Here is a 20,940-nt window from a genome sequence, read left to right as displayed (position 1 = left end):
GCATCAGCCCTCTTCGGAGTTGATCACATTGCGTTCAAACGACTCGTAGGCGATGCTGTCACCGAACTCGACGATATTGTCGAGAACGTTGACGACGAGCACATCCTGGCTGCCGCCGTTCTTCGGGCCACGCATTCCTCGACCGACCATCTGAAGATACCTTGCCTTACTCGAAGTGGGGCGGGTGATGTAGACAGCACGTGTCTTAGGAGCGTCGAAGCCCTGGGACAGAACGTTGTAATTCGTCAAGACCTTGAGATCACCACTCTTGAACCGATCGATCGTAACCCTTCGATCGTCGGGGCTGGTGTCGTTATCGATTGACGCTGCCGGGCGACCGCGCAACGTCAGGAGCGTTGCAAGAGTCTGCGCATTCTCAACAGACGCGGCGAAAACGACAATCGACCATTCCTCCGGCAGGTCGATTATTGAATTAACGATCTTCTGCGTGCGCTCCTCATTCTGGCCGAGTCTACGTTCAGCACCTTTGGGCAGCCAGTACTTCTCTCTGAAATCCTCGAGCTCAGCGACACTCAGGTCGATGTTGACGCCGTGCAGAATTTTAAGCTGCGCACGTGCGAGTACTTGGTCGCGCTGAAGTCGGCGCTGCGGAACTTCGTCCCCGAAGACACCAGCGTCGAGCAGGTTGTTGTCGAATCGGTTGAGCAGTCGCTGTGTTTCAGCGCTGTCGTCTCGCCCGCGAAATGGTGTGGCGGTCAGTCCAACGAGCGGCAACGTGCGCTCGTAGAGTCCCCGTCCCGTCCAATTGAGAATCTTTGTGTAAGAGGGTGTCGTCGCTCCGTGCGCTTCATCAATGATGACGAGGGGAGTGTCCGCAAGCCAGTCAAATTCATTGTTGCCCAATGCATTGGACACCAGCTTCTGCCATGACGCGACAACAACCTGCACTCCGCCGAGCTCCTCCTCGACCGAGTAATTCGACCAGAACCGACTGAGGATGAGTTGAGTGTCGTGACGTCCCTTCGCACGCCAGAGGAAGGACCACGTGTCGATCGCCTGCTCGCACAGTTCTTCCCCGTCAGCGATCCACAGGATGGGCCCGCGCACCTCGCCGTCGGGGCCGAAGTCTTTGGCAGCAACGGCCTCGATCACCGTCTGAACAGCCACGCGGGTCTTACCTGCACCAGTGGGCAGGGAGATGATTCCGCGACGAGGGCTGCCATCCGTCCCACGAATCAATGCGCGGAGCCGCTCGGAAACCGTCTCCTGGTAATCGTGCAGCTTCTTCAGGACGGCTGGACCATCGATGTACTCCGTTGGCTTATTTCGCTGCGGCGCCTTCTTGCCAGCCCACTCCTCACTGAAACCGCGTTCCCGCACCCAGTTTCGGGTGGCGTGAGAGCCGGACCACCGGGCAGGCGGGCTGATGGGCAAGCCAGACGGATCGACCCGGCACGCACGCTCAAGGGCTTTAGTCCCTAGCATGCCGATACACAACTGCGCTAATGCGACACCATGTGGTGGCGCTTCGCCATTTCGCTCGAGGTAGTTCAGCGCATCCGCAGGGATCAGAGCCCGCAGTCGCTCTTCCCCTACGAACTCAAGAAGGCGCTCCGCGTCGTTCGGCGCATTGCGGACCCTCAAAAGCTTCTTGTTGTTTTTGCGTTCCGCGAGGTTCATCAACCGGGCGTCGACTGCCTCGTCGGAATCATCGAGCTCAAGACTCGAGAGCGACTGTTTCAGGATCTCGCGGTCGTTCGTACCGGTGACGAGGAGGGTATCGCCATCGCGCCCCCACGCGACATCGATGCGAACTTCGGGACGGCCTGCGATGGCGGCAACCTTGTTCAGGGACAAGCACTTCTGCACGACGAGGTCATCCGGATCGATGTCAAGGTCGTCTTCGCGGAAGACGTCGAAGAGTTCAGTGAGGCCGGAAGTCTCCGCACTCGACTCGTACGAATAGGTGACGGGCAGGTCGTGGTCAAGGCACCCCCAGTTTGCCCGGAGGATCGCCGCATCCTCAGGCGTGTCTACCTGAAGACACGGAATTCCGAACGTTGAAAATTCACGGAGGTTCTCCGCTGTGGCGGCCACGGCAATCTCGCCGGCGGGCACTTGAACCCACCCCTCCGGGGCGGAGCACCACAGAAGTTCTGGTGCGGAATCGGGTTTCAGATATGCCCACCATGCATATGCACGGCCGACCATCGATTTGTCTTTTCGCTCTACATGCTTGCCGACGATCCACTCGAAGCGCTCACTCGTGAGGCTCTCGAGATCAGTGAGCAGTTGAAGGCGTTCGACGACGTCGTCACCGATCTCGACACCCGATAGAACAGGGAGCAGGCCCTTGACCTCAGGGTAGGCCTCCTCAACGGTCGGTGCGAACGTCTGATCGACGGGGACCGGGCCGAGAACAGTGGGAAGGAGCCCTTCCTTACGCACCCACCAAAGTTCCGGCGCGATGAAACGACCATACTTGTTCACCGAGGGATGGCCCACACGGATCAGCGGGTCCTCGAGGGTCCGCAGAACCTCACATGTCAATGCGGTGCGGTTGGTTTCCGAGAGGGAAGGCAGACATTGTAGCGGCCCCAGAACGGAACGATCCGAGGTAATCCGAAGATCTTCCCGCTGGCGGGGGCCGAGGCACATCTCCTTTGCGATGAGGTCGGTCGCAAGCTTCCAATACGTCGTGAACCATTCCTCGTTTCGCACGGCATCGTCCAGCGACCTCCGCTTCGGAGCAGTGTAAACGCCGAGAAATCCCAGGATTTCAGTGTCGGATGCGTGATACGACCGATCCACTAGAAACTTGGCGTCGCTCTTCCGATCTTCCAGGAGATCCTCCGGGATATACATATTCTCAGGATAGACCCAGGCGCCCTTCCCATTTCGTACCTTGACCAGCCGGTGTGCCTGTCCCTCGAGGATCCGTTCGAACCCCTCCGCGACTGCGTCACCGCCGGAACCACGCATCGCGGTCCACAGGGCATCGAAATTGACATCGGCCTTCGTCCTGAGATCTGTGAGGAGCTGGAGCATCTCACCGCCGTCATCGAACGCGGCAATCCCAAGCGATTCCAACGCCGCTACGGTTGACGGCCGCGCCGTGACGTCTTTGTCGATAAACGCTGACCCCCTTTGGGCAGCGTCGGACCGGATGAAGCATCGTCCCGGCAGCGGCTGCTGGAGCTCTCCGTTCTCAAGGAGGACAATCCGAGAGTCCCGTACGTCGCTAGTGACATTTTCGCGAAACTTCGCATCCACTCGAGTAGGCATCTGAGCCGCGATTTCGATTACGGTAGATGAGCTTCTAGCGGTCTTGTCAGCGACCGCTGCGTGGAGCCAATCCAGGACTCTGCCCTCGGCGCGCGGGTTCTCCTCCATCAAGCGCCTGACTTTTGCGCGGCGCTCTCTGGTCAGGCAGTCGGGATGGACCCAGACGTCCCGTTGGGTAGTCACGGTCATCCAAGATCTGACCCAATCCATGGCAGGTTCTGGGATCATCTGGACCGATGTGGGAGAACGTAGCTCGCCGTCGAGGGTGGGGATCGACCGCGTTTCCCGAAGGCGTTGTATCACAGGCTCGTTCAGGACGGTATCCGCCCAACTCCGACTCTCCTTACCACGTGCGGGAAGGACGTCGATGTATCGACCGTAGGCGCCGTCCTGTACGAGTTCGAGCCGCGCGGCGTCGACAAGTTCGGGCACGACCTGGGTCAGTATCTCGTAGTTGAACCGGCATTCGATCACGTTGATGCGATCGTCGGAGAGTTTCCACGGGGCGTTGAGCCGCCCACTCAGCGTGACTTCTGATTTGACCGGAAAGTACGCGAACAGGCGACCCACACCGGTGGCACCAGTCGCGGGGACCGCCCAGGAAACAGGGACAGCATCCCGGCGTGCCGCGTAACCGGCAGACTCAAGAGCCTCGGGCGAAGGGTGATGGAGCTTTGAGACGACCAACCAGGTCTGCTCGCCTTCGTCTGTAGCCAGAACCACCCGCTTTCCAGTTCGTCTCGTCGAGATCGTCCGATCAGCAGCGCCGAGCTCATCGCGGAGGCGAAGTTGTTTGACGCTAGGCGCAAAGAGGTTGAACGAAGGGTCGAACTCCGAGATCTCCTCGGAGAGCTGAATGGCCGCACCGTCCTTGAGTGGAACCTTCACAATGGTGGCTGCCCAGAGCGAAAGCTCCTTGAGAGTCGAGTCGCTCGCGAATTCGATCGTCGGGTCGAGCACCCAGGCGAGGCGTAGCGAAGGAACCTCTGCAGGATCGAAGTGTCGCCCTGTCTCGACCGTCAGCTGCCTCGCCGACTCAGCGCGACTGAACTCGAAGGAGATTGACTGGCTGAAGATCTGGGGTTCGTCAGAGATCCCACTGATCGACTTGAAGCCGAGCCCGAAGCGACCGATCTCCCCGCCCGTCTTGTTTGATAGATGGGTGTAAAGCAGTGCGCGCACACCTGTATCGACGAACGGGTGTCCCTCGTTGGCTACGTACAACGTGTCGTCGGTGAGAACAACCTCGATCCGGCCTCCCGCCTCAGGAAGCGCGTCGGCTGCGTTCTGAACCAGCTCCTGGATCTGCTTGCGCCCATAGCCGCCTTCCGCGATGCCGCGTTCCTTACCGGCGTCCTCGGCGATCCGGTCCGGGTCCTTCCGATACACCTCGATGCAAGTGGAGTGGTACTTGTTGACCAGGTTGACCAGGCTCGGGTCCGGACGGGACCACCGCGCGGTGTTCATCGGGCCGTCCGAGTGTCGGGGAACTCAAACACCTTGTACTGCCCATCAATCAGATCAATCATCGAACTCCCACCTGCGCACGAACCACCTGGTCGACGATAGGAGGTTTCACTCCCCCACGTTGTGGGTAACAGTATCGGCTCGGTACGACCAGTTGGAAGCGAGTGCGAAAGTTTGTTACCCGGCCGGTGGAGCTATCGGTGAGCGACCGCAGTTCGCTACACCTCAGCTGAAGAGCAAGCCCATCCGCTGCAGGTGATCGAGCGGGGCGGAGTCACGGGTGTCGAGCCAGGGGCGATCGACGACCTTCGCGGCGTCCTCGTGGCTCACCTGACTCCCCAACGCCGCCGAGAGCACATGCAGTGCCAACACCGGCGGGATCGCGTTGCCGATCTGCTGCGCGATATCACCACCCGACCACGGGTAGTCCAGCGGGAAGGTCTGCAGGCGACCGGCCTCGGCCGGGCTGAATCGAGGGCAGGGAAATCCGGTGCTGTCGACGATCTGGTTTCTCGAGACCTTCCCCGTGATTGTCGCCGAGGGTTCCAGCGAACTACGGCGTCCACGCAACTTCGGGTCACCACCGGTGCCGTAATTGGAGATGACCTGAAAGTCGTAGCCGCGACTCAGAGCATCCCCCATCGTCTCCCACGGAAGAAGAGTCTCCGCGCCCAGCGCTCGGCCCACTCCCTTGCGGTAAGGACGATGGGTGGCATTCGGGAGGTCGGGTTCGCCTCTGAGCCGCGCGATCAGAATGGCACGTCTGCGCGTCTGCGGAACTCCGAACTGTTCGGTGCGAAGAACGTCTGCGGTGACTTGATAGCCGATTCCCTCGAGGACCTTGCCCATCTGATTCCAGATCGGCAGGACCGCCGGAACCTGTTCCAGCACAATAACTTTGTAGGGATTCCCACGACCGTGTGCTTCGAGAGCCCATCGCAGAGGCTCAAGGACGAGGCCCGTTCGCTCGTCTTCGAGACCGTCGAGATCCTCGGATATGTTGTCGGCCGCACCCATCCGGTCGACGAAGCTCAATACTTCGTCCAACGCCTTTCGGCCCGCCCCGGCACCCGCGACGGTGAAGGTCTGGCACGGTGGTCCGCCCGTCAGAATCCACGCACCCGGCACGTCCGCCGGGCCGAAGTCACGGACATCGTGTGGGCGCTCGTTCAAGCCCGCGGCTGCCCTGGTCGCACACGCATTGCGGTCCCACTCGAACCCGTAGACGTCCAAACCCAGCCATCGCGCGGCGACATCGAGTCCCCCTGGCCCGGCGAAAAGGTCGACCATGTCCGCTCGGCGTGGCAGCGTCGGCTCGCGGTCGGTGGGCATGACACGAGATCTTAGCCGGCGCGAGGCACCTCGTGATACCAGCAGTTAGCCGGCTGACAGGGTTGTCCTCAATGCGACTCCCAGCGCATGCGCGAACGGCGGCGGTGTTGCGTTGCCCACCTGCCGATACCTGGCAGTCTTTCGACCCTCGAACGTCCAGGACGGCGGGAACCCCTGCAGTGCGGCGACCTGGTCGACGGTGAGTTTGAGCATGTGGCCGACGCCCTTAGTTGGATCCCAGTCGAAGTCTGCCGATGGCACGTCGTCGGCGAGCGCACGCCCATTGACCCCGAACTTCGCCCATGCGCGGACCGAACCCTGTGGGCCCAAGTCACCGCCACCCCGATCCCACGACCCTCCAACGATCGTCGGCGAGATCCCATCGGCCTTGGCGGCCCACTCCGCGGCCTGCGGCCACCCACGTGCGCCCATCGATCCGCGCAGAACTGCTCCGACTGTCAGACCTGGCGCAGGCGGGACCGGATGCAGATTCGCGGTAAAGGTATCGATGCCACCGTCGCGCAGGGCAACCAGGACCGCGTACTCGCGGTGCTGCGGAACGCCGAAATCGCACGCATCGACAAGCAACCAACAGTACTCGTAGCCTGCGTCCTCGAGATGCTTGGTAACCCGGGCGCGACTCGATGCGTATTCGTCCCGTTTGAGCAGGTCAGGAACATTCTCGATCAGCAAGGCGCGCGGGCGTAGTTCCACCGTCAATCGTGCGGTCGTCTCGAACAGCTCCAGTTCCCAGCTACTTCCCCTTGGCCGTGATGCGGTCGCTGCCGATTTCACACGCGGCAACCCTGCGGCGAGAACGTCGATTTCACGGTGTCCCGCTAGGTCGAGTCTCGGCTCGAATCGGAGCAGGTCTTTGTGCAGGACGTTCCAGTCGGGGCGGTTTGCTCGCAGCGTCGCGCAAGCCACGTCGCGGTTGTCCAGCAGAAGCACTGAATCGAAGCCGGCTTGTTCCAACCCGAGCGCGAGTCCGCCTGCGCCGGCGCACAACTCGATCGAGGTAAGGCGTCCTGTTCGGAATAGGTTGCCCATTCCGCTACCCAGTTCGGCCCCCATCGCTGCCCCCATCGCTGCCGCAGTGACTGCAATTCGATCAAGAATAGCGTCCGAAGACCGGCAACGCCCGCGCCTCTGCGCATACTGTGACGCCGTGACCGATTGGGTGCCGACGCGGTACGTGTCTCCGGATGAGCTGATGGCCAACCAGACGCCGAAGGGTGGGTTCACGCAGGCGAAGTTGGCGGAGTGGGGTGTGACGTGGCCGCCGCCGAAAGGGTGGAAAAAGGCTGTGTCAGACCAGGATCGGTGGTCTGAGGATTTGACGACGTTTCTTGGATAGCCGACGGCTATGGTACGGTCGCCGCACAAGTCAGGCCCCGGTGGTGCTACGAACACCGCCGAGGCCCTGGGCGAGAATCTGGTACCAGCAGACTCACCGCCGTAGGCAGGAAGCCTACCGATGATTCTGGCGTCTCCGCCAACCTCCCCCCTTGCCGCTGTGCGCCCGGGCGAGTTGTGCGGGTGATGCGCCTTACCCGCGCAGTCGTCGCCCGTCAGAGGGGCCGATGCATCTATTCCGATGACACAGGGTCGGCCGGTAAAGGCGGACTCGGACGGCTCCACCGTGGTTGGTGGCGTGGATACCAGGGCTTCCCTGGGTGTTCCTGACTCTGTGCAGCAACCCAGTCCCGGCCCTTGCCGAGTAATGCCCGGCGGGCGTGCATCACCAAACGACCGTAGCGACGACCGACCGGCGGACTTCGCGTCACGGGTGCATCCGTACCTCGCGGTACCGGGGTACCCCTGCACTCCCTCCGCTCTCCCACTCCCAGCGGGACGGGCAGCCGCGCGTTGCCGAAAGTGGTACGTCTGTTCACATGTACCTGGGCTGGGGTTTTCGTTGCCATGCACAGTGATTCGGCGAAGTTCTGGCGCGTGGCGGCGGGAAGGGGGACCCTCGGAGTAGAGGATCGCGTTACCCAGGAGCCGCATGACTGTCAGAAGTGACCGTGAAGGTGGCTTGCCGGAGACACTGCCCGCGCTGGAGCAGTTGCCGGCGGATGAGGCTCGGGATCTGTTCGAGTTGATGAGGGCCGCGAGTGCGTTCGAGGCGGCCGCGTTGGACAAGTCCATCGATTCGATGGTCTCTGCGTTGCCGCGGCCGTTGCGCCGGGTGACGAAGAAGATCATGTTCGGCGGCAGATGACGGACCTGACTACGCGGGCGCAGTTGATTCTGCTGGCTCGGACATTGCATGTTCATCCGCAGCGATTGGATCACCTGCGGTATCTGGGGGCCGATCGGCTGCATGCGTTGCATCAGCAGATCTCGGGGGTGTTGTTCGATCAGCACACGGAGACATTTCGGCGGATCAGTGCGCTGGTGCCGTTCATTCCGTTGACGATCTCGATTCCGTTGGTGCAGAAGCTGGTTCCGCCGATGATGACGGGGCGGGCGGCGGGGTCGGTGGGGTTGGATCATCCGGGTAAGGCGGCGGAGACGTTGACGATGCTCGAGGCGGGGTACGCGGCCGATTGCGCGCCCTATCTCGATCCGCGAGCCATCGAGCAGCTGGCCGATCAGATGGCGCCGGGGCCGATCGTCGACATCGTGAACGAGTTGCTGCGGCGGCAGGACTATGTGACGGCTGGTCCGTTCTTGTCCTGTGCCACACCGGAATTGATCGCGGCGGTCGAGGCCGGGGTGCGCGATGACGCGGGGCTGATCTTCTCGGCCGCCTTCTCCTATGACGTCGATGTGCTCAGTGCGGTGGTTCGCCAGCTGCTCGATGGACCCCATCGACGGGTGCCGAGGATGACGCAGATGGTGTTGACAGGTTCTCCTGACCTGCAGCATGCCGCGCTGTCGGTGTTCTCGCGGTGCGCGCCCGATGTGATCCGCCGGGTGGGCGACATTCTGTTCGGGAGTGCGCAGCCCGCCGATGTCGCGCGATTGGTGCGCAACGCGCTCGCGCTCGGGGCGGTGCCCGAATTCCTCACGCTGGCTGGATATCTCACGCCGCTGGGGCTGTGGACGCTGGTCGGCAATCCGGTGTTCAGCGATCCGGATGTCGGGGTGGATCTGGTGGCGCCGATGGATGGGCGGGGCGATGCGGAGAGCTGGCGTGGGTTGTTCACGTTGATGTCGCGGATGGATGACGAGGTCAGGAGCGCTGTGGGGTACGCGCTGGCTTTGCTGTCGGAGGGTGCGGTGGCGGAGTTGCCCGCGCGGGCGACCGAAACCGGTTGCTGGCCCGCGCTACTCGACCTCGTCGCGGTTTCCGGGGAGCGGGGACAGTCGCGATTCGGGTCGATCTGGGCACAATTGGGGCCGGAGCGGCGGGCTTATCTGCATCGGTGCATCACCGAGCTCAGGTACGACTCGCGGTTGGCCGAGATCACGGCGCTGGTCGAGCCGGTGGAGGTGGATCTGCTGTTCTATCAGCGGCGGCAGAAGGGGCGCTACCGCAACGGGTAATTCGCGACCGGGTCGACTACCCACCCTGGACGGTGGTGTCCATGAAGCGGCTCCCCCACTCTCGCAGCTGCGTAACCAGTTCCGGTGGGCCGAGGACCCGGAAATCCGCTTCTACCTTGCCCAGCAGCAGGATCGGCCAGTCGAGGCTGTCGACGGTCATCTCTATGTGGGTGCGGTCGGCGGGGAGGGCGGTGATGGTGCACCAGCGGCCTACGCGGGTGTGGACGTCGGTGGCGGGGGCTTCGATTTCGGCGGTGACGGTGTAGCCGGATCGACGGGCGCCGATGGCGTTGTGGACGAAAGTGGCGGCGTCGGGGGCGGGGAGGGTGCGGGGGCGGAAGCGGGTGTCGGTGGTCGCGGAGGCGGTGAGGCGGTCGACGCGGAAGGTGCGCCAGTCGTGGCGGGTGAGGTCATAGGCGACCAGGTACCAGCGGCGGCCCAGGGAGACGAGGCGGTGAGGTTCCACTTCCCGGGTGCTGGTGCGGCCGTCCGCGGCGGTGTAGGTGAAGGTCAGGCGTTCTTCTCGGCGGCAGGTGAGGGCCAGGTCGGTGAGGACCGCGGGGTCCACGTCGGAGAGGGGGACGGCGGTCCAGGCGGTGGATTCGGTCATGGCACGTAAGGCGTCGACGCGGCGGCGTAGGCGGGTGGGCAAAACGGTGACCAATTTGCCGAGTGCCCGGAGGGACGGTTCGGCCAGGCCGTCGCCCGCGCCCTGGGAGCCGGCTTGCAGGCAGACAGTGATGGCGACGGCTTCGTCGTCGTCGAGGACCAGGGGCGGCATGGCCGCACCCGCCGCCAGCTGGTAGCCCCCGTCGACACCGGGGCGGGCGTCGACCGGGTAGCCGAGTTCGCGAAGGCGGTCGATGTCGCGGCGCAGGGTTCGGGCCGAAACGCGGAGACGTTGCGCGAGTTCCGTGCCGGACCACGATCGGTGGGTCTGCAGCAGCGACAGCAGTCGGAGGGTGCGTGCGCTCGTATCGGCCATATTCCCAGTATCTCGCAATTGCGGTCAGAAACTGGCCGCAATAGGTTCTACCTTGGGTTTCACAACACCGACAAGCAAAGGATCCGGACATGACCACGAGCACCCAGATCGACACCGAGCGCACCGACATCCTCGAGATGCTCGCCAAGCACCGGCACTTCCTGCGCTTCACCGTTCGCGACCTCACCGACGAGCAGGCGGGTCTGCGCACCACCGCCAGCGAGCTGTGTTTGGGCGGATTGATCAAGCATGTGGCCGCGGTGGAGGCGAATTGGGCGGGTTTCATCCTCCACGGGCCCGCGGAAGCCCCTGATTTCGCCTCGATGACCGAGGAACAGATCGCGCAGTGGGGCGACGCCTTCCGGATGCTGCCCAGCGACACGCTCGAGGGCATCCTGGCCGAGTACGAGCAGGTGGCCGCACGCACCGACGAGCTCGTGCGCACCCTCCCGGATCTGAACGTGAGTCAGCCCCTGCCGGAGGCTCCGTGGTTCGAGCCCGGCGGACGCTGGACGGCGCGCCGCACGCTGATGCACATCATGACCGAGACCGCCCAGCACTCCGGGCACGCCGACATCATTCGTGAATCGCTGGATGGAGCGAAGTCGATGGGGTGATCTCGGCGAACAGGGACTCGGCTGCCGAACGGTGTTCGGTGGCGGCAGCCGGGTCCGTCGCGTCGAGAACGTCGGCGATGCCCTGGTGGGCTGTTGCCTCCTCGAAGCGATGGCCCAGTCTCGGTGCCAGGGCCAGGGTTTGGCGGTAGAGGTCGAGAGCATCGTCGGGAAGACCTGCGAGGCGGCAGGTTTCGGCGTAACCGTTGAGGAAGTGGATCTTCCAGTGGTCTTCGAAGACGGCGTCCAGGAGGGCGAAGGCCTCACGATGGCTCACGAGGGCTTCGTCGTAGCGTCCCATGTCGCGCAGGGCGATACCCCGGCAGTTCAGGCACCAGGCTTCGTTGTGTTTGTGGCCGTCCTCGCGGGCGAGGGTGAGGGCCTGATCGAGGTGGTCGAGGGCTGCCGCGGGTTCGTCGGCCGCGATCGCTACGCCGAGCGTGATCCGAGCCTGGAGCGACGGGGTGGCGGCGGGGACCGCGAGGGCGTCGCGGGCCAGTTGGGCGGCTTGTTCGCGGTGCCCGAGTTGGAGCACTGCCCAGGCTTCGCCGGCGATGGCATCGGCGGCGCTCGTCGGGCATCCGCCGGTGGTGTAGAGGTCGCGGGCTCGGCGGAACAGCTCCAGCGGTTCTTCGATACTGCCTTCGTCCCAGCGCAATTGGGCGCACCGCATCGTCAGTTCCGCTCGGGGTAGCGGGTCTCCCGCCGCGGCGATCAGGGGTGCGGCGGCCGCGTAGGCCGCGGCAGCCTCGGTCATGCGGCCCGCGTTGTAGCGGGCGAAACCCAGGTCGCTGTGGGCCTCGGCGAGTTGGCGCGGGTCGCCGAGATTCTGTGCGGCGGTGAGGGATTGCTCGAAGAGCGCGTTGAGATGCGTGGTGCCGCACCGGCGAGCGAAGAACGCGCGCATGAAGCGCGGCAATTCGCAGACGTGGGTGTCGGCGCCGACTTCGACGGCGGCGTAGAACACGGCCATCAGGTTGGTGTACTCGGAGACGAACCAGAAGAACGCGGCATCACGACCGGGGAAGACCGGCAGTTCGGCGGGCGGTGCGCCCGCCGAGACCGCACGGGTCGGCGACAGGAACGGCATGGCGGCGTCGGCGGCGGCCGCGGTGTGCACGTAGTAGTCGAGGATGCGGTGCAGGGCGCGCTCGCGATCGGCGGGGGTGTCGTGCTCGAAGGTGGCGGTGCGGGCGTGCTGTCGGACCAGGTCGTGGAGGCGGTAGCGGCCGTCGGCCGGTTGCTGGACGAGGTGCGCGTCGAGGAGATCCTCGAGCATGGCGCGGGCGCTTCGCAGCGAGACGTCGGCCACGGCGGCGGCGACGTAATCGGTGAACGTGGAGCCGGGGATCAGGCCGAGTAGGCGGAACAGGCGACGCTGGTCCCGGTTGAGCTGACGAACCGACATGCCGAAGGCGGTGTCGAATTCACTGGCCCCCTCCGACATCCGCTCCACCAGGATGCCGACCGACCAGCCCGGGCGATGACGAAGCCGAGCGGCCGCGAGGCGCAACGCCAGCGGGAGGTTGCCGCACAGGCGCAGCACTTCGGCGGCCTGCTCGGGTTCCGCGGCGAGCCGTCCGACGCGGGCGTCACCGCTGGCCCGCACCAGCAGTTCGGCGCTCTCCTCGGGAGTGAGCACGTCGAGGGTCACCGGCGGGACCTCGTCGAGCTCGAGCAACCGGTTACGGCTGGTGATGATGGCCACCGACTCGCCCGCACCCGGCAACAGGAGGCTGACCTGCGCGGCATCGGCGACATTGTCGAGCACGACGACCGCGCGCAGCCGCGCCAGCTCCGAACGCCAACAGGCCGCCCGCAATTCGACTCCCCCGTCCTGCGGCACCCGCTCCGAAGGGACCTGGAGCGCGGCCAGCAGCGCACGGAGGGCCGCATCGGGGTCGAGCGGCTGACGTCCGTCGGTGAAACCGTGGAGGTCGAGATAGAGCTGGGCGTCGGGGTAATCGGCGGTGAGCCGATGCGCGGCGTGCACGGCCAGGGAGGTCTTCCCGACCCCTGCCATGCCATCGATCGCGACCACGCGATCGGAACCAACGGCGGCGATCACCTCGGCCAGCGCCTGTTCACGGCCGGTGAAGTCGGGCACGTCGCGGGGCAGGTCGTTGCGTGGCGGCGGTGAGGCGCCGGCCGGTGGGCTCGGCGGGGCGGGCTGGCGGCTGGTCTTCGGCGGGGCGGGCAGTGGGTTGTTGGCGCGCTCCCACAGGGGGCGCAGCGGGCGCGGGTCGCGTTTGACCAGGCGACACAGCTCGATGACCGCCGGCCACGGCGGAACCGTCTGGCCGCTGAGGTAGCGCGAGAGCGAGGACGAGCTCAGGCCGGTGTCGCGCGCCAGGGCGCGCACGCCGCGGCCGGACAGTTCCTGGATCAGGCGCAGGCGCGACGCCAGCTCGTCCTGCGGATACGCCCGTGCCGTCCGCTGTTGCACAACCACCGTTTTCCACTCCCGTTGTCCCGGCCTGGACCAGAAATCTCACGACCGACAAGCCGGTGGTCAGGGCCGTTTTCAGCTGTCCCACAGTGTCCCACAGCCATTCTGTTCCAGCGCCGGACGGGCTGTTATCGAGTCACACCGCAAGCAGCGGAGAAACACCGAACAAGGAGAACGACATGCAGGCTCGGATGAAGAACCCCGCCATGGTCCTCACCGACGCGATGGGCCCCATCCAGCAGGTGCTCAGGGCCGTGGAGACCGGTGGCGTGGACAGCGAGCTCCTGGAACTGGTGCACCTGCGGGTCAGCCAGATCAACGGCTGCAGCGCCTGCGTGCACGGCGGCACCACCACCGCGCGCAAAGCAGGCGTCAGCGAAGACCGCCTCGCCACCGTGGTCGCCTGGCGCGAAACCCCCTTCTTCTCCGAGGAGGAGCGCGCCGCCCTCGAACTCGCCGAGGCCGCCACCCGGCTGGCCGACCGTGCCGACGCGGTCACCGACGAAATCTGGGACAGCGCCGCCAGCTACTTCGACGAGAAGCAGCTCGCCTCGATCGTGCTGATGATCGGCGTCACCAACATGTTCAACCGGCTCAATGCCACCACCCGTCAGATCGCCGGCGCCTGGGGCTGAGCCCCCTCCCCTCGAAAGGAACAGTGACGATGTCCGCGAATCAGCAAGCGAGCAAGAGCAATGCCCACGGCGGGTTCTCCCGGTGGATGCAGCACAGGATGAACGCGCGCATGAACCGCAAGATCCGGCGCGGCAAAGGCACCTTCATGGGGATGGATGTGCTGATCCTGCACACGGTCGGCCGCCGCAGTGGCCAACCACGCGATACCCCGATCAGCTGGTTCCCCGGCGACGACGACTCCTGGCTGCTGGTCGCCTCGGGCGGCAAGGACGGGCACCCCGACTGGTTCCTCAACCTGATGGGCCATCCCGATCAGGCGACCGTCCAGCTGCCCGACCGCGACCCGGTCGCCGTGACGCCCCGGGTACTCGACGGCGCCGAGCGGGCGTCGGCCTGGGACCACATCGCCGCCGCCCAGCCCCGCTACGACAAGTACCAGGCCAAAGCGGGCCGGGAGTACGCGGTGGTGCGACTGGCGGCCGCTGTGTGAGTGCGCGTGCCGGTTGCGCGACGAAAGCCCGAGTGCCCTGCCGAGGAGTCGCGGACCGGTCGGCAGGGCACGGGACCGTCGACGGGTCCTCGGCCGCAGTTCCCGCGACTCGGCGGGCACCACGAACTACCGCTGAATCAGGCCGGCAGCAGTCGGCCGATCACCTCGGCGAGCTGGGCGACGTTGCGGCATTCGTGCATGGTGACGATGTCGGTGTAGTCCTCGGCGGCCGAATCACCGGTCGACCAGGAGCGCGACGGTTCCGGGTTGAGCCAGTAGACAGCTTTCGCTCGCTCTGTGATCGCTTGCAGCGCGGCCAGATTCGGGTCCGTGCGGTTGGTGCGAGCGTCGCCGAGGATCAGGACACACGTGCGGGGGCCGACGGCGTCGAGGTAGTGGTCGACGAAACCCTGCAGGACCTCGCCGTAATTGCTGGAGCCGAACCGGGCGACGCCACCGTCGCGCACGATGTCGCGGGCGAAGCCCGGCGCCGGCGGCTCACCAGGGGTGAAATGGTGGGTGATCTCGGCGCAGGTGTCGACGAAACCGAAGCTGCGGACCTTGCTGAACTGGTCCTGCAGCGCCTGCACCAATTGCAGCGTGAACTCGGCGAAACCACTCACCGAGCCCGAAACATCGGCCAGCACTACAAGGTCGGGCCTGCCGCGCTTGCGGGCACGCAGCACCGGATCGACCGGGACGCCACCGGTGGCCATCGAACGACGCAGGGTGCGGCGCAGATCGATCTGACCGCGCACCGCCTTCTTGCGGCGCACCGCCAGCCGGCTGGCGAGTTTGCGGGCCAGCGGGTGCACGAGACGGCGCATCTCGGCGAGGTCCTGTTCGCGGGCGCCGAGGAAATCCGTTCGGTCGGCGGAGTTCTCGACGCCGCGCCGGGCGATGTAGTCGGTGCCGCGCAGTTCGGCCGAACGCAGGCGCGCTTCGGTTTGCACGTCGGTGCGGAACCTGTCGACGCGGCGGCGGGCCTCGATGGTGCGCACGGCCGTATCGAACTGGCCTGTGCCGCCCATCGTTCGGGCGACCTGCTCGGAGATCTCATCCGGGCGTAGAGATTTCATCGTCAGGTACGACGACCACCCCGCACCGGAGGCCTGGGTGACCCTGCCCGCGCTCTCGCCCGCACCGCCGTAGGCGCCGAAGGTGTTGAGCGCTTCACGGGCCAGTTCGGCGGTGTCCTCGCCCTGGACGAGGGTGGCGATCAGCCGTTCGCGCAGGTCATCGGCATTCTCGCTCGGGCGGGCCGGTGGCAGCGAGACACCGAGGAAATACAGGTCGAAGAGTTGGTCGAAGACTCCGCGTTGACCGTTGCGGCGGAGCAGGCAGGCGGCCAGGCCGGAGCGCAGGACACCGGGATCGGTGGTGCCGAGGGCCACGACCGCGGCCGCGGCATCGATGGTTTCACTGGGGCCGGCGTGAATGTTGTGCTCGCGCAACAGGGTGACGAAATCTACGAGCCGTGCGCTCGTCGGAGCCGAGACGCCCGCCGCTGGGGCGATGGGTGTCATCGCCCCACGCTGCCGTCTTCGGGCGCGTCGAGACCCAGCCGCTCGATGGCCACGCGGTGGTCGGACTGGTACTTCAGCAGGACACCGAGTGTCGAGCGAACCACGCCGCCGGTGAGTGTGCGCGTACCCAACGCCACCAAAGTCTTGGCCCAGTCGACAGTTTCGGCGATCGAGGGCGCCTTGCGCAGGGAGAGCTGCCGGAGCGCGCTCACCGTCGCCACCACCGGTTCGGCCAGTGCGGCATCCAGTTCGGGGACTTTGAGCGCGACGATCGCCTTCTCCAACTCCGCTGCCGGATAGTCGATATGGAGGTACAGGCAGCGGCGCTTCAGCGCTTCGGACAGATCACGGTGCGCGTTGGAGGTGAGGATGACGAAGGGCTTGCGCACGGCGGTGACCGTCCCGAGCTCGGGGATGCTCACCTGGAAATCACCGAGGACTTCCAGCAGCAGGCCCTCGAGTTCCACATCGGCCTTGTCGAGCTCATCGATGAGCAGGACCGTGGGGTCGGGGTTGCGGATGGCCGCCAGCAGCGGCCGGGCGAGCAGGAATTCCTCGGTGAAGACGTGGTCGCGGGTGCTGTCCCAGTCTTCGCCGGACGTGGCGGTGATGCGCAGCAGCTGTTTGGCGTGGTTCCACTCGTAGAGGGCACGCGCTTCGTCGACGCCCTCGTAGCACTGCAGGCGGATGAGCTCGGCCCGCACCGCGGCGGCGACGGCCTTGGCCAGCTCGGTCTTGCCGACGCCCGCGGGACCCTCGATCAGCAGCGGTTTGCCGAGGCGGTCGGCGAGGAAGACCGCGGTCGCGATATCGAGGGACGGCAGGTAACCGGCCGTTGTCAGCCGGTCGGTCACCTGGGCCACCGAGGAAAAGAAGTTACTCATCGGTAAGTAGTGTATCGAGTGTGGCGCGGTGACGGCCGATCAGTACGGGTTGTCGGCCACCTCCACCCGGCCGTCCTTGATCGCGGCCCGCAGCAGTCGGTAGTCGGCCAGGCTCTGATCCGCATACGACATCGCGAAATCGCTCAGTGCGGTGTCGAACTTCTCGCTGCCGCCGATATAGGCGTCGATGGCCAACGGATCGCCGGAGCGGCAGTGAGCACGGGCCAGCACGCCGCCGCAGAGGGCGCCGTAGTTCGACAGTTGCCGGTGGGCCAGATTCTCGATGTCGGCGGAGCCCTTCATATCGCGGAACTGACGCCAGTAGTAGTGCAAGCCCCCGGGGCCGGTGGCCCAGCCGAGGAAGATGTCGCTCGCCGCCTGCATCAAGCGCTGACCGGCGACGACGCGATGTCCCTGATGCTTGTACCGGCTCGCCTTCTGATACGGCGCCAGCACCGAGGTGCCTGCCTCCTTCAACTGCAGGAACAGCGGAGCGCCGGACTCCTTGTCCATCAGCAGCGCGATGAAGCACCGGGTGCCGACGCTACCGACCCCGACCACCTTCACGGCGGCCTCGACGAAGGTGTAGCGGTTGAGCAGCACGCGCATGTGGTCGGGCAGCGTGCGCCGGTATTCGGTGAACACCGACTTCACGGTCGCGGCGTCAGGGGAGGTGATGGGTACCAGCAGCGGCGGCTGATTCTTGATCCGCGGAATACCGTCGGCATCGGGTTCGGTGAGTTTGTCCAGTGCCTGCAGGCTGGTGCGCTTCTTGGCCGAGGCGATCGTCTTCTCGGCCAGCTTGCGGCCCTTTTTCTTCTGGACCAGCTCGAGGACCTGATCGGCGTCGACCCGTTCGTACCAGATCTCCAGACTGTCCTGCTCTGTCATCGTCTCGATGCCCATGCGATAGCCGCGGGCGGTCGCCTCCGCCGCCGTTGCCGCGTCCTCATCGGAACAGCCGTTGCCGAGCGCCGCGACCGCGACACTGGCGACCAGGCGTTTGACGTCCCACTCGAACGGGCCGGGCAGCGTCTCGTCGAAGTCGTTCACATCGAACACGAGATTGCGTTCAGGAGTGCCGAAGAGCCCGAAATTCGACAGGTGCGCGTCGCCGCACAGCTGCGCGGTGAGCCCGGTATCGGGACCAGATCCCAGGTCGTAGGCCATGACCGCCGCGGCACCACGCAGAAAGGTGAACGGCGACACCGCCATTCGCGCCATCCGGATCGGCACCAGACTCGGCACCCGCTGCGCGTTCTGCTTCAGCAGAATCGCCACCGGGTCCTCGCGCCCCGGCGCCGGCTTCCACTCCCCCAGCTCGGATCGCGAAACGCGCTTGCGCGCCGCCTTGCCGACCTCCGCCGCCTGCTGATCGAAATCCTCAACCGTCGTCATCGAGCAAGTCTCGCGCTACCGAGACATCACGGCAAGGACCAGCGGATAACCATGCGGTGACAGAGTGCGCCACTGCCCAGCGAATTATGGGTGGCCCATCGAGCAAGTCGCCCGCTATCGATCGCAGGCAGGGGGTGGCGCTAGGGACCAGACCACCGTCTGCGCCACTCGTCGACTCGGCGGACGAGCTCCTGCCACCAGGTCCGATGCGGGTCCGGTGGCGGAGTCGGCTGGGGCTCCGGGGTCGGCGCCGGTGCGGGGTGGGGCACCGGGAACAGCACCTTCCGGCGAATCCCGGTGCAGGTGAATTGGGTCGCCCGATAGGGATTCCCGTTCTGCGCCCACTCGGAGACGATGAGGGTGAACTTGCCGTCCTCGAGCCTGCTGTAGGGGTGTATGTAGCCGCCGTACAGGCGCGGGACCGTGTCGACACCGCGCGGCATCCCGGTAATCGGCCGGTGTGTGTGGGTCGTGATCCAGTTCGTGTTGTCGATGCGGTCGCCGACCTTGACGAAGATCGAGTAGTCGCCCGCGTCGAATCCGGAGATCACCGCCCTGTTCTCGACATAGCGCAGGCAGATCTCGCCGAATCGCCAGCCGGGCAGGATCGGCGTGGGCTCACGGTTCCAGGCCCAGTTGCCGCCGTTCCAGCCCCAGCCCTGCCAGGCATGGGGATCGGACAGGCCTTCGACCGTCGAGCGCCACAGCAGCATGTCCTTGTTCCTGGCCAGGCCGCCGGTGGAGATGATGTGCACCCAGTCGCTGTTCGGGTCCTTGGCCCAGGAAACCATGACCCGCTTGCCGGCGAACGCGCCGCACCAGAACTTGGAACCGCTGCGCGCCCAGGTGACGCCGCTGTCGTCGGATGTCCATACCTCGCACCACTTCTCGTTGCCCAAGCCCTGGGTGTACATGACCCACAGGTAGATCCGGCCGTCGACGGTCATCGCGTCGCACGGCAGGACGGTGGAGTATTCGGCGTTGTCGTGCTGGTAGTCCCACAACTGGCGGCCGTCGGTGCCCGGCGCGGTGGCCATGACGATCGGCTCGGCGGGGTCGCGTTGAGACGTGCGAGTGATGATGGGGGAACGCCAGTTCCCGATGCCGTCCATCGGTGGGCCGTACGGGCCGTCGCCGGAGAACGAGTCGCCCCAGATGAAGCCGACATCGCCGTTGGGCAGCTCGAACGGAATCGCGAGATCGCCGCCACCGAGGTCAGCCGAGGGCACAGGGTTCAGATCCGTGACGCGAATGACACACCTACCCCGGTCGGCTCGAGCCGAAATCGTTGGGCCGGTATCGCTTCCGTCACGCCACCAGGTTACGTCAGAACGCCGAAGGGCCCGCTCGCACGTGGCGAACGGGCCCTTCGGGGATCAGGAAATTACGCGGTTTCGGTGATCGGGCGGTCGACCCAGCTCATCAGGCCGCGCAGCTTGGCGCCGGTGACCTCGATGGGGTGCTCGGCGTTCTGCTTGCGCAGGCCCTCGAGCTCCTTGTTGCCGCCGTCGACGTTGGCGACGAGGCGCTTGACGAAGGTGCCGTCCTGGATGTCGGTCAGGATCGCCTTCATGCGCTCCTTGGTGCCGGCGTCGATGACACGCGGGCCCGACAGGTAGCCACCGAACTCGGCGGTGTCGGAGACCGAGTAGTTCATGCGGGCGATGCCGCCCTCGTACATCAGGTCGACGATCAGCTTGAGCTCGTGCAGGACCTCGAAGTAGGCCATCTCGGGGGCGTAGCCCGCCTCGACCATGACCTCGAAACCGATCTTGACCAGTTCCTCGGTGCCGCCGCAGAGCACGGCCTGCTCACCGAAGAGGTCGGTCTCGGTCTCTTCCTTGAAGGTGGTCTTGATGACGCCGGCGCGGGTGCCGCCGATGCCCTTGGCGTAGGACAGCGCCAGGGCCTGGCCCTCGCCGGTCGGGTCCTGATCGACAGCGATCAGAGCCGGAACGCCCTTGCCGTCGACGAACTGACGACGCACCAGGTGGCCGGGGCCCTTCGGGGCGACCATCGCGACGGTGACGCCGGCCGGAGCCTTGACGAGACCGAAGTGGATGTTGAGGCCGTGGCCGAAGAACAGCGCGTCGCCGTCCTTCAGGTTGGGCTCGATGTCGTTGGTGAAGATCGACGCCTGCGCGGTGTCGGGGGCGAGCACCATGATCACGTCGGCCCAGGCGGAGACCTCGGCGGGGGTGCCGACGGTCAGACCGGCCTCTTCGGCCTTCGGGCGAGACTTCGAACCCTCGGCCAGGCCGACGCGGACGTCGACGCCGGAGTCGCGCAGGCTCAGCGAGTGCGCGTGGCCCTGGCTGCCGTAACCGATCACGGCGACCTTGCGGCCCTGGATGATCGACAGGTCAGCGTCGTCGTCGTAGAACATCTCGACTGCCACTTTGGTTGGTCCCTTCTCGA

General features: G+C 65.4%; 15 protein-coding genes. 5 read left to right on the top strand and 10 right to left on the bottom strand.

All coding sequences use genetic code 11. The features are described 5' to 3' along the window. Positions 1 to 3 precede the first annotated feature (3 nt). From ACFWFP_RS01940 to ACFWFP_RS01930, 3 genes are all read right to left on the bottom strand, one after another. Positions 4 to 4,713, bottom strand: a complete 4,710-nt coding sequence (locus ACFWFP_RS01940) for a DEAD/DEAH box helicase (protein WP_379292657.1) — start codon at positions 4,711 to 4,713, stop codon at positions 4 to 6. A 225-nt stretch (positions 4,714 to 4,938) separates the two neighbouring features. Continuing rightward, positions 4,939 to 6,045 (bottom strand): DNA cytosine methyltransferase, encoded by a 1,107-nt coding sequence (locus ACFWFP_RS01935; RefSeq protein ID WP_379292656.1) that lies wholly within the window; start codon positions 6,043 to 6,045, stop codon positions 4,939 to 4,941. 45 nt (positions 6,046 to 6,090) lie between these two features. After that, positions 6,091 to 7,119, bottom strand: coding sequence for a DNA cytosine methyltransferase (locus tag ACFWFP_RS01930; protein ID WP_379292655.1), 1,029 nt, complete (start codon positions 7,117 to 7,119; stop codon positions 6,091 to 6,093). A gap of 934 nt (positions 7,120 to 8,053) precedes the next feature. On the opposite strand from ACFWFP_RS01930, the gene ACFWFP_RS01925 reads away from it, so the two are divergent. Both ACFWFP_RS01925 and ACFWFP_RS01920 read left to right on the top strand, forming a co-directional pair. Further along, positions 8,054 to 8,269: a hypothetical protein gene (locus ACFWFP_RS01925; protein ID WP_379292654.1), complete on the top strand. Its 216-nt coding sequence runs from the start codon at positions 8,054 to 8,056 to the stop codon at positions 8,267 to 8,269. Beyond that, positions 8,266 to 9,540, top strand: a complete 1,275-nt coding sequence (locus tag ACFWFP_RS01920; protein ID WP_379292653.1) for a hypothetical protein — start codon at positions 8,266 to 8,268, stop codon at positions 9,538 to 9,540. Before ACFWFP_RS01925 ends, ACFWFP_RS01920 begins: the two co-directional genes overlap by 4 nt. A gap of 16 nt (positions 9,541 to 9,556) precedes the next feature. Here the strand turns inward: ACFWFP_RS01920 and ACFWFP_RS01915 are convergent, their stop codons facing one another. After that, positions 9,557 to 10,525, bottom strand: a complete 969-nt coding sequence (locus tag ACFWFP_RS01915; protein ID WP_379292652.1) for a helix-turn-helix transcriptional regulator — start codon at positions 10,523 to 10,525, stop codon at positions 9,557 to 9,559. 89 nt (positions 10,526 to 10,614) lie between these two features. Between ACFWFP_RS01915 and ACFWFP_RS01910 the strand changes: the two genes are divergently transcribed. Further along, on the top strand, positions 10,615 to 11,142 hold the full coding sequence (locus ACFWFP_RS01910; protein WP_379292651.1) for a DinB family protein: 528 nt from the start codon (positions 10,615 to 10,617) through the stop codon (positions 11,140 to 11,142). Here ACFWFP_RS01910 and ACFWFP_RS01905 read toward each other — a convergent pair. Beyond that, complete coding sequence (locus ACFWFP_RS01905) at positions 11,102 to 13,591, bottom strand: tetratricopeptide repeat protein (RefSeq protein ID WP_379292650.1); 2,490 nt, start codon at positions 13,589 to 13,591, stop codon at positions 11,102 to 11,104. The two genes, ACFWFP_RS01910 and ACFWFP_RS01905, sit on opposite strands and share 41 nt — an antisense overlap. Before the next feature lie 176 nt (positions 13,592 to 13,767). On the opposite strand from ACFWFP_RS01905, the gene ACFWFP_RS01900 reads away from it, so the two are divergent. Together ACFWFP_RS01900 and ACFWFP_RS01895 are read left to right on the top strand one after the other, a co-directional pair. Further along, entirely contained in the window at positions 13,768 to 14,223 is a 456-nt protein-coding gene (locus ACFWFP_RS01900; protein WP_379292649.1) for a carboxymuconolactone decarboxylase family protein, read from the top strand. Positions 14,224 to 14,252: 29 nt separating this feature from the next. Further along, positions 14,253 to 14,714 carry a nitroreductase family deazaflavin-dependent oxidoreductase gene (locus ACFWFP_RS01895; protein ID WP_379292648.1) on the top strand — a complete coding sequence of 154 codons (462 nt, stop codon included), beginning with the start codon at positions 14,253 to 14,255 and terminating at the stop codon, positions 14,712 to 14,714. Positions 14,715 to 14,851: 137 nt separating this feature from the next. Here ACFWFP_RS01895 and ACFWFP_RS01890 read toward each other — a convergent pair whose 3' ends face one another. The 5 genes from ACFWFP_RS01890 to ilvC all read right to left on the bottom strand — a co-directional run bounded on the left by ACFWFP_RS01890 (position 14,852) and on the right by ilvC (position 20,908). Further along, entirely contained in the window at positions 14,852 to 16,240 is a 1,389-nt protein-coding gene (locus tag ACFWFP_RS01890; protein WP_379292647.1) for a VWA domain-containing protein, read from the bottom strand. After that, positions 16,237 to 17,124 carry an AAA family ATPase gene (locus ACFWFP_RS01885; RefSeq protein ID WP_379292646.1) on the bottom strand — a complete coding sequence of 296 codons (888 nt, stop codon included), beginning with the start codon at positions 17,122 to 17,124 and terminating at the stop codon, positions 16,237 to 16,239. The genes ACFWFP_RS01890 and ACFWFP_RS01885 overlap by 4 nt, the downstream gene beginning before the upstream one ends. Before the next feature lie 39 nt (positions 17,125 to 17,163). Further along, a complete protein-coding gene (locus ACFWFP_RS01880; RefSeq protein WP_379292645.1) occupies positions 17,164 to 18,522 on the bottom strand; it encodes a DUF2252 domain-containing protein in 1,359 nt (452 codons plus the stop codon). A 140-nt stretch (positions 18,523 to 18,662) separates the two neighbouring features. Beyond that, the gene (locus tag ACFWFP_RS01875; RefSeq protein WP_379292644.1) at positions 18,663 to 19,751 is read right to left on the bottom strand and encodes a DUF4185 domain-containing protein; all 1,089 of its coding nucleotides are present in this window, start codon (positions 19,749 to 19,751) and stop codon (positions 18,663 to 18,665) included. A 155-nt stretch (positions 19,752 to 19,906) separates the two neighbouring features. Continuing rightward, entirely contained in the window at positions 19,907 to 20,908 is a 1,002-nt protein-coding gene (gene ilvC, locus ACFWFP_RS01870) for a ketol-acid reductoisomerase (RefSeq protein WP_379293721.1), read from the bottom strand. Positions 20,909 to 20,940: the final 32 nt, after the last annotated feature.

The sequence above is a fragment of the Nocardia sp. NPDC060249 genome (assembly GCF_042728755.1).
GTDB lineage: Bacteria > Actinomycetota > Actinomycetes > Mycobacteriales > Mycobacteriaceae > Nocardia.
Note: the sequence above shows the minus strand (reverse complement) of the source record. Positions and strands in the feature narration are given on the sequence as shown.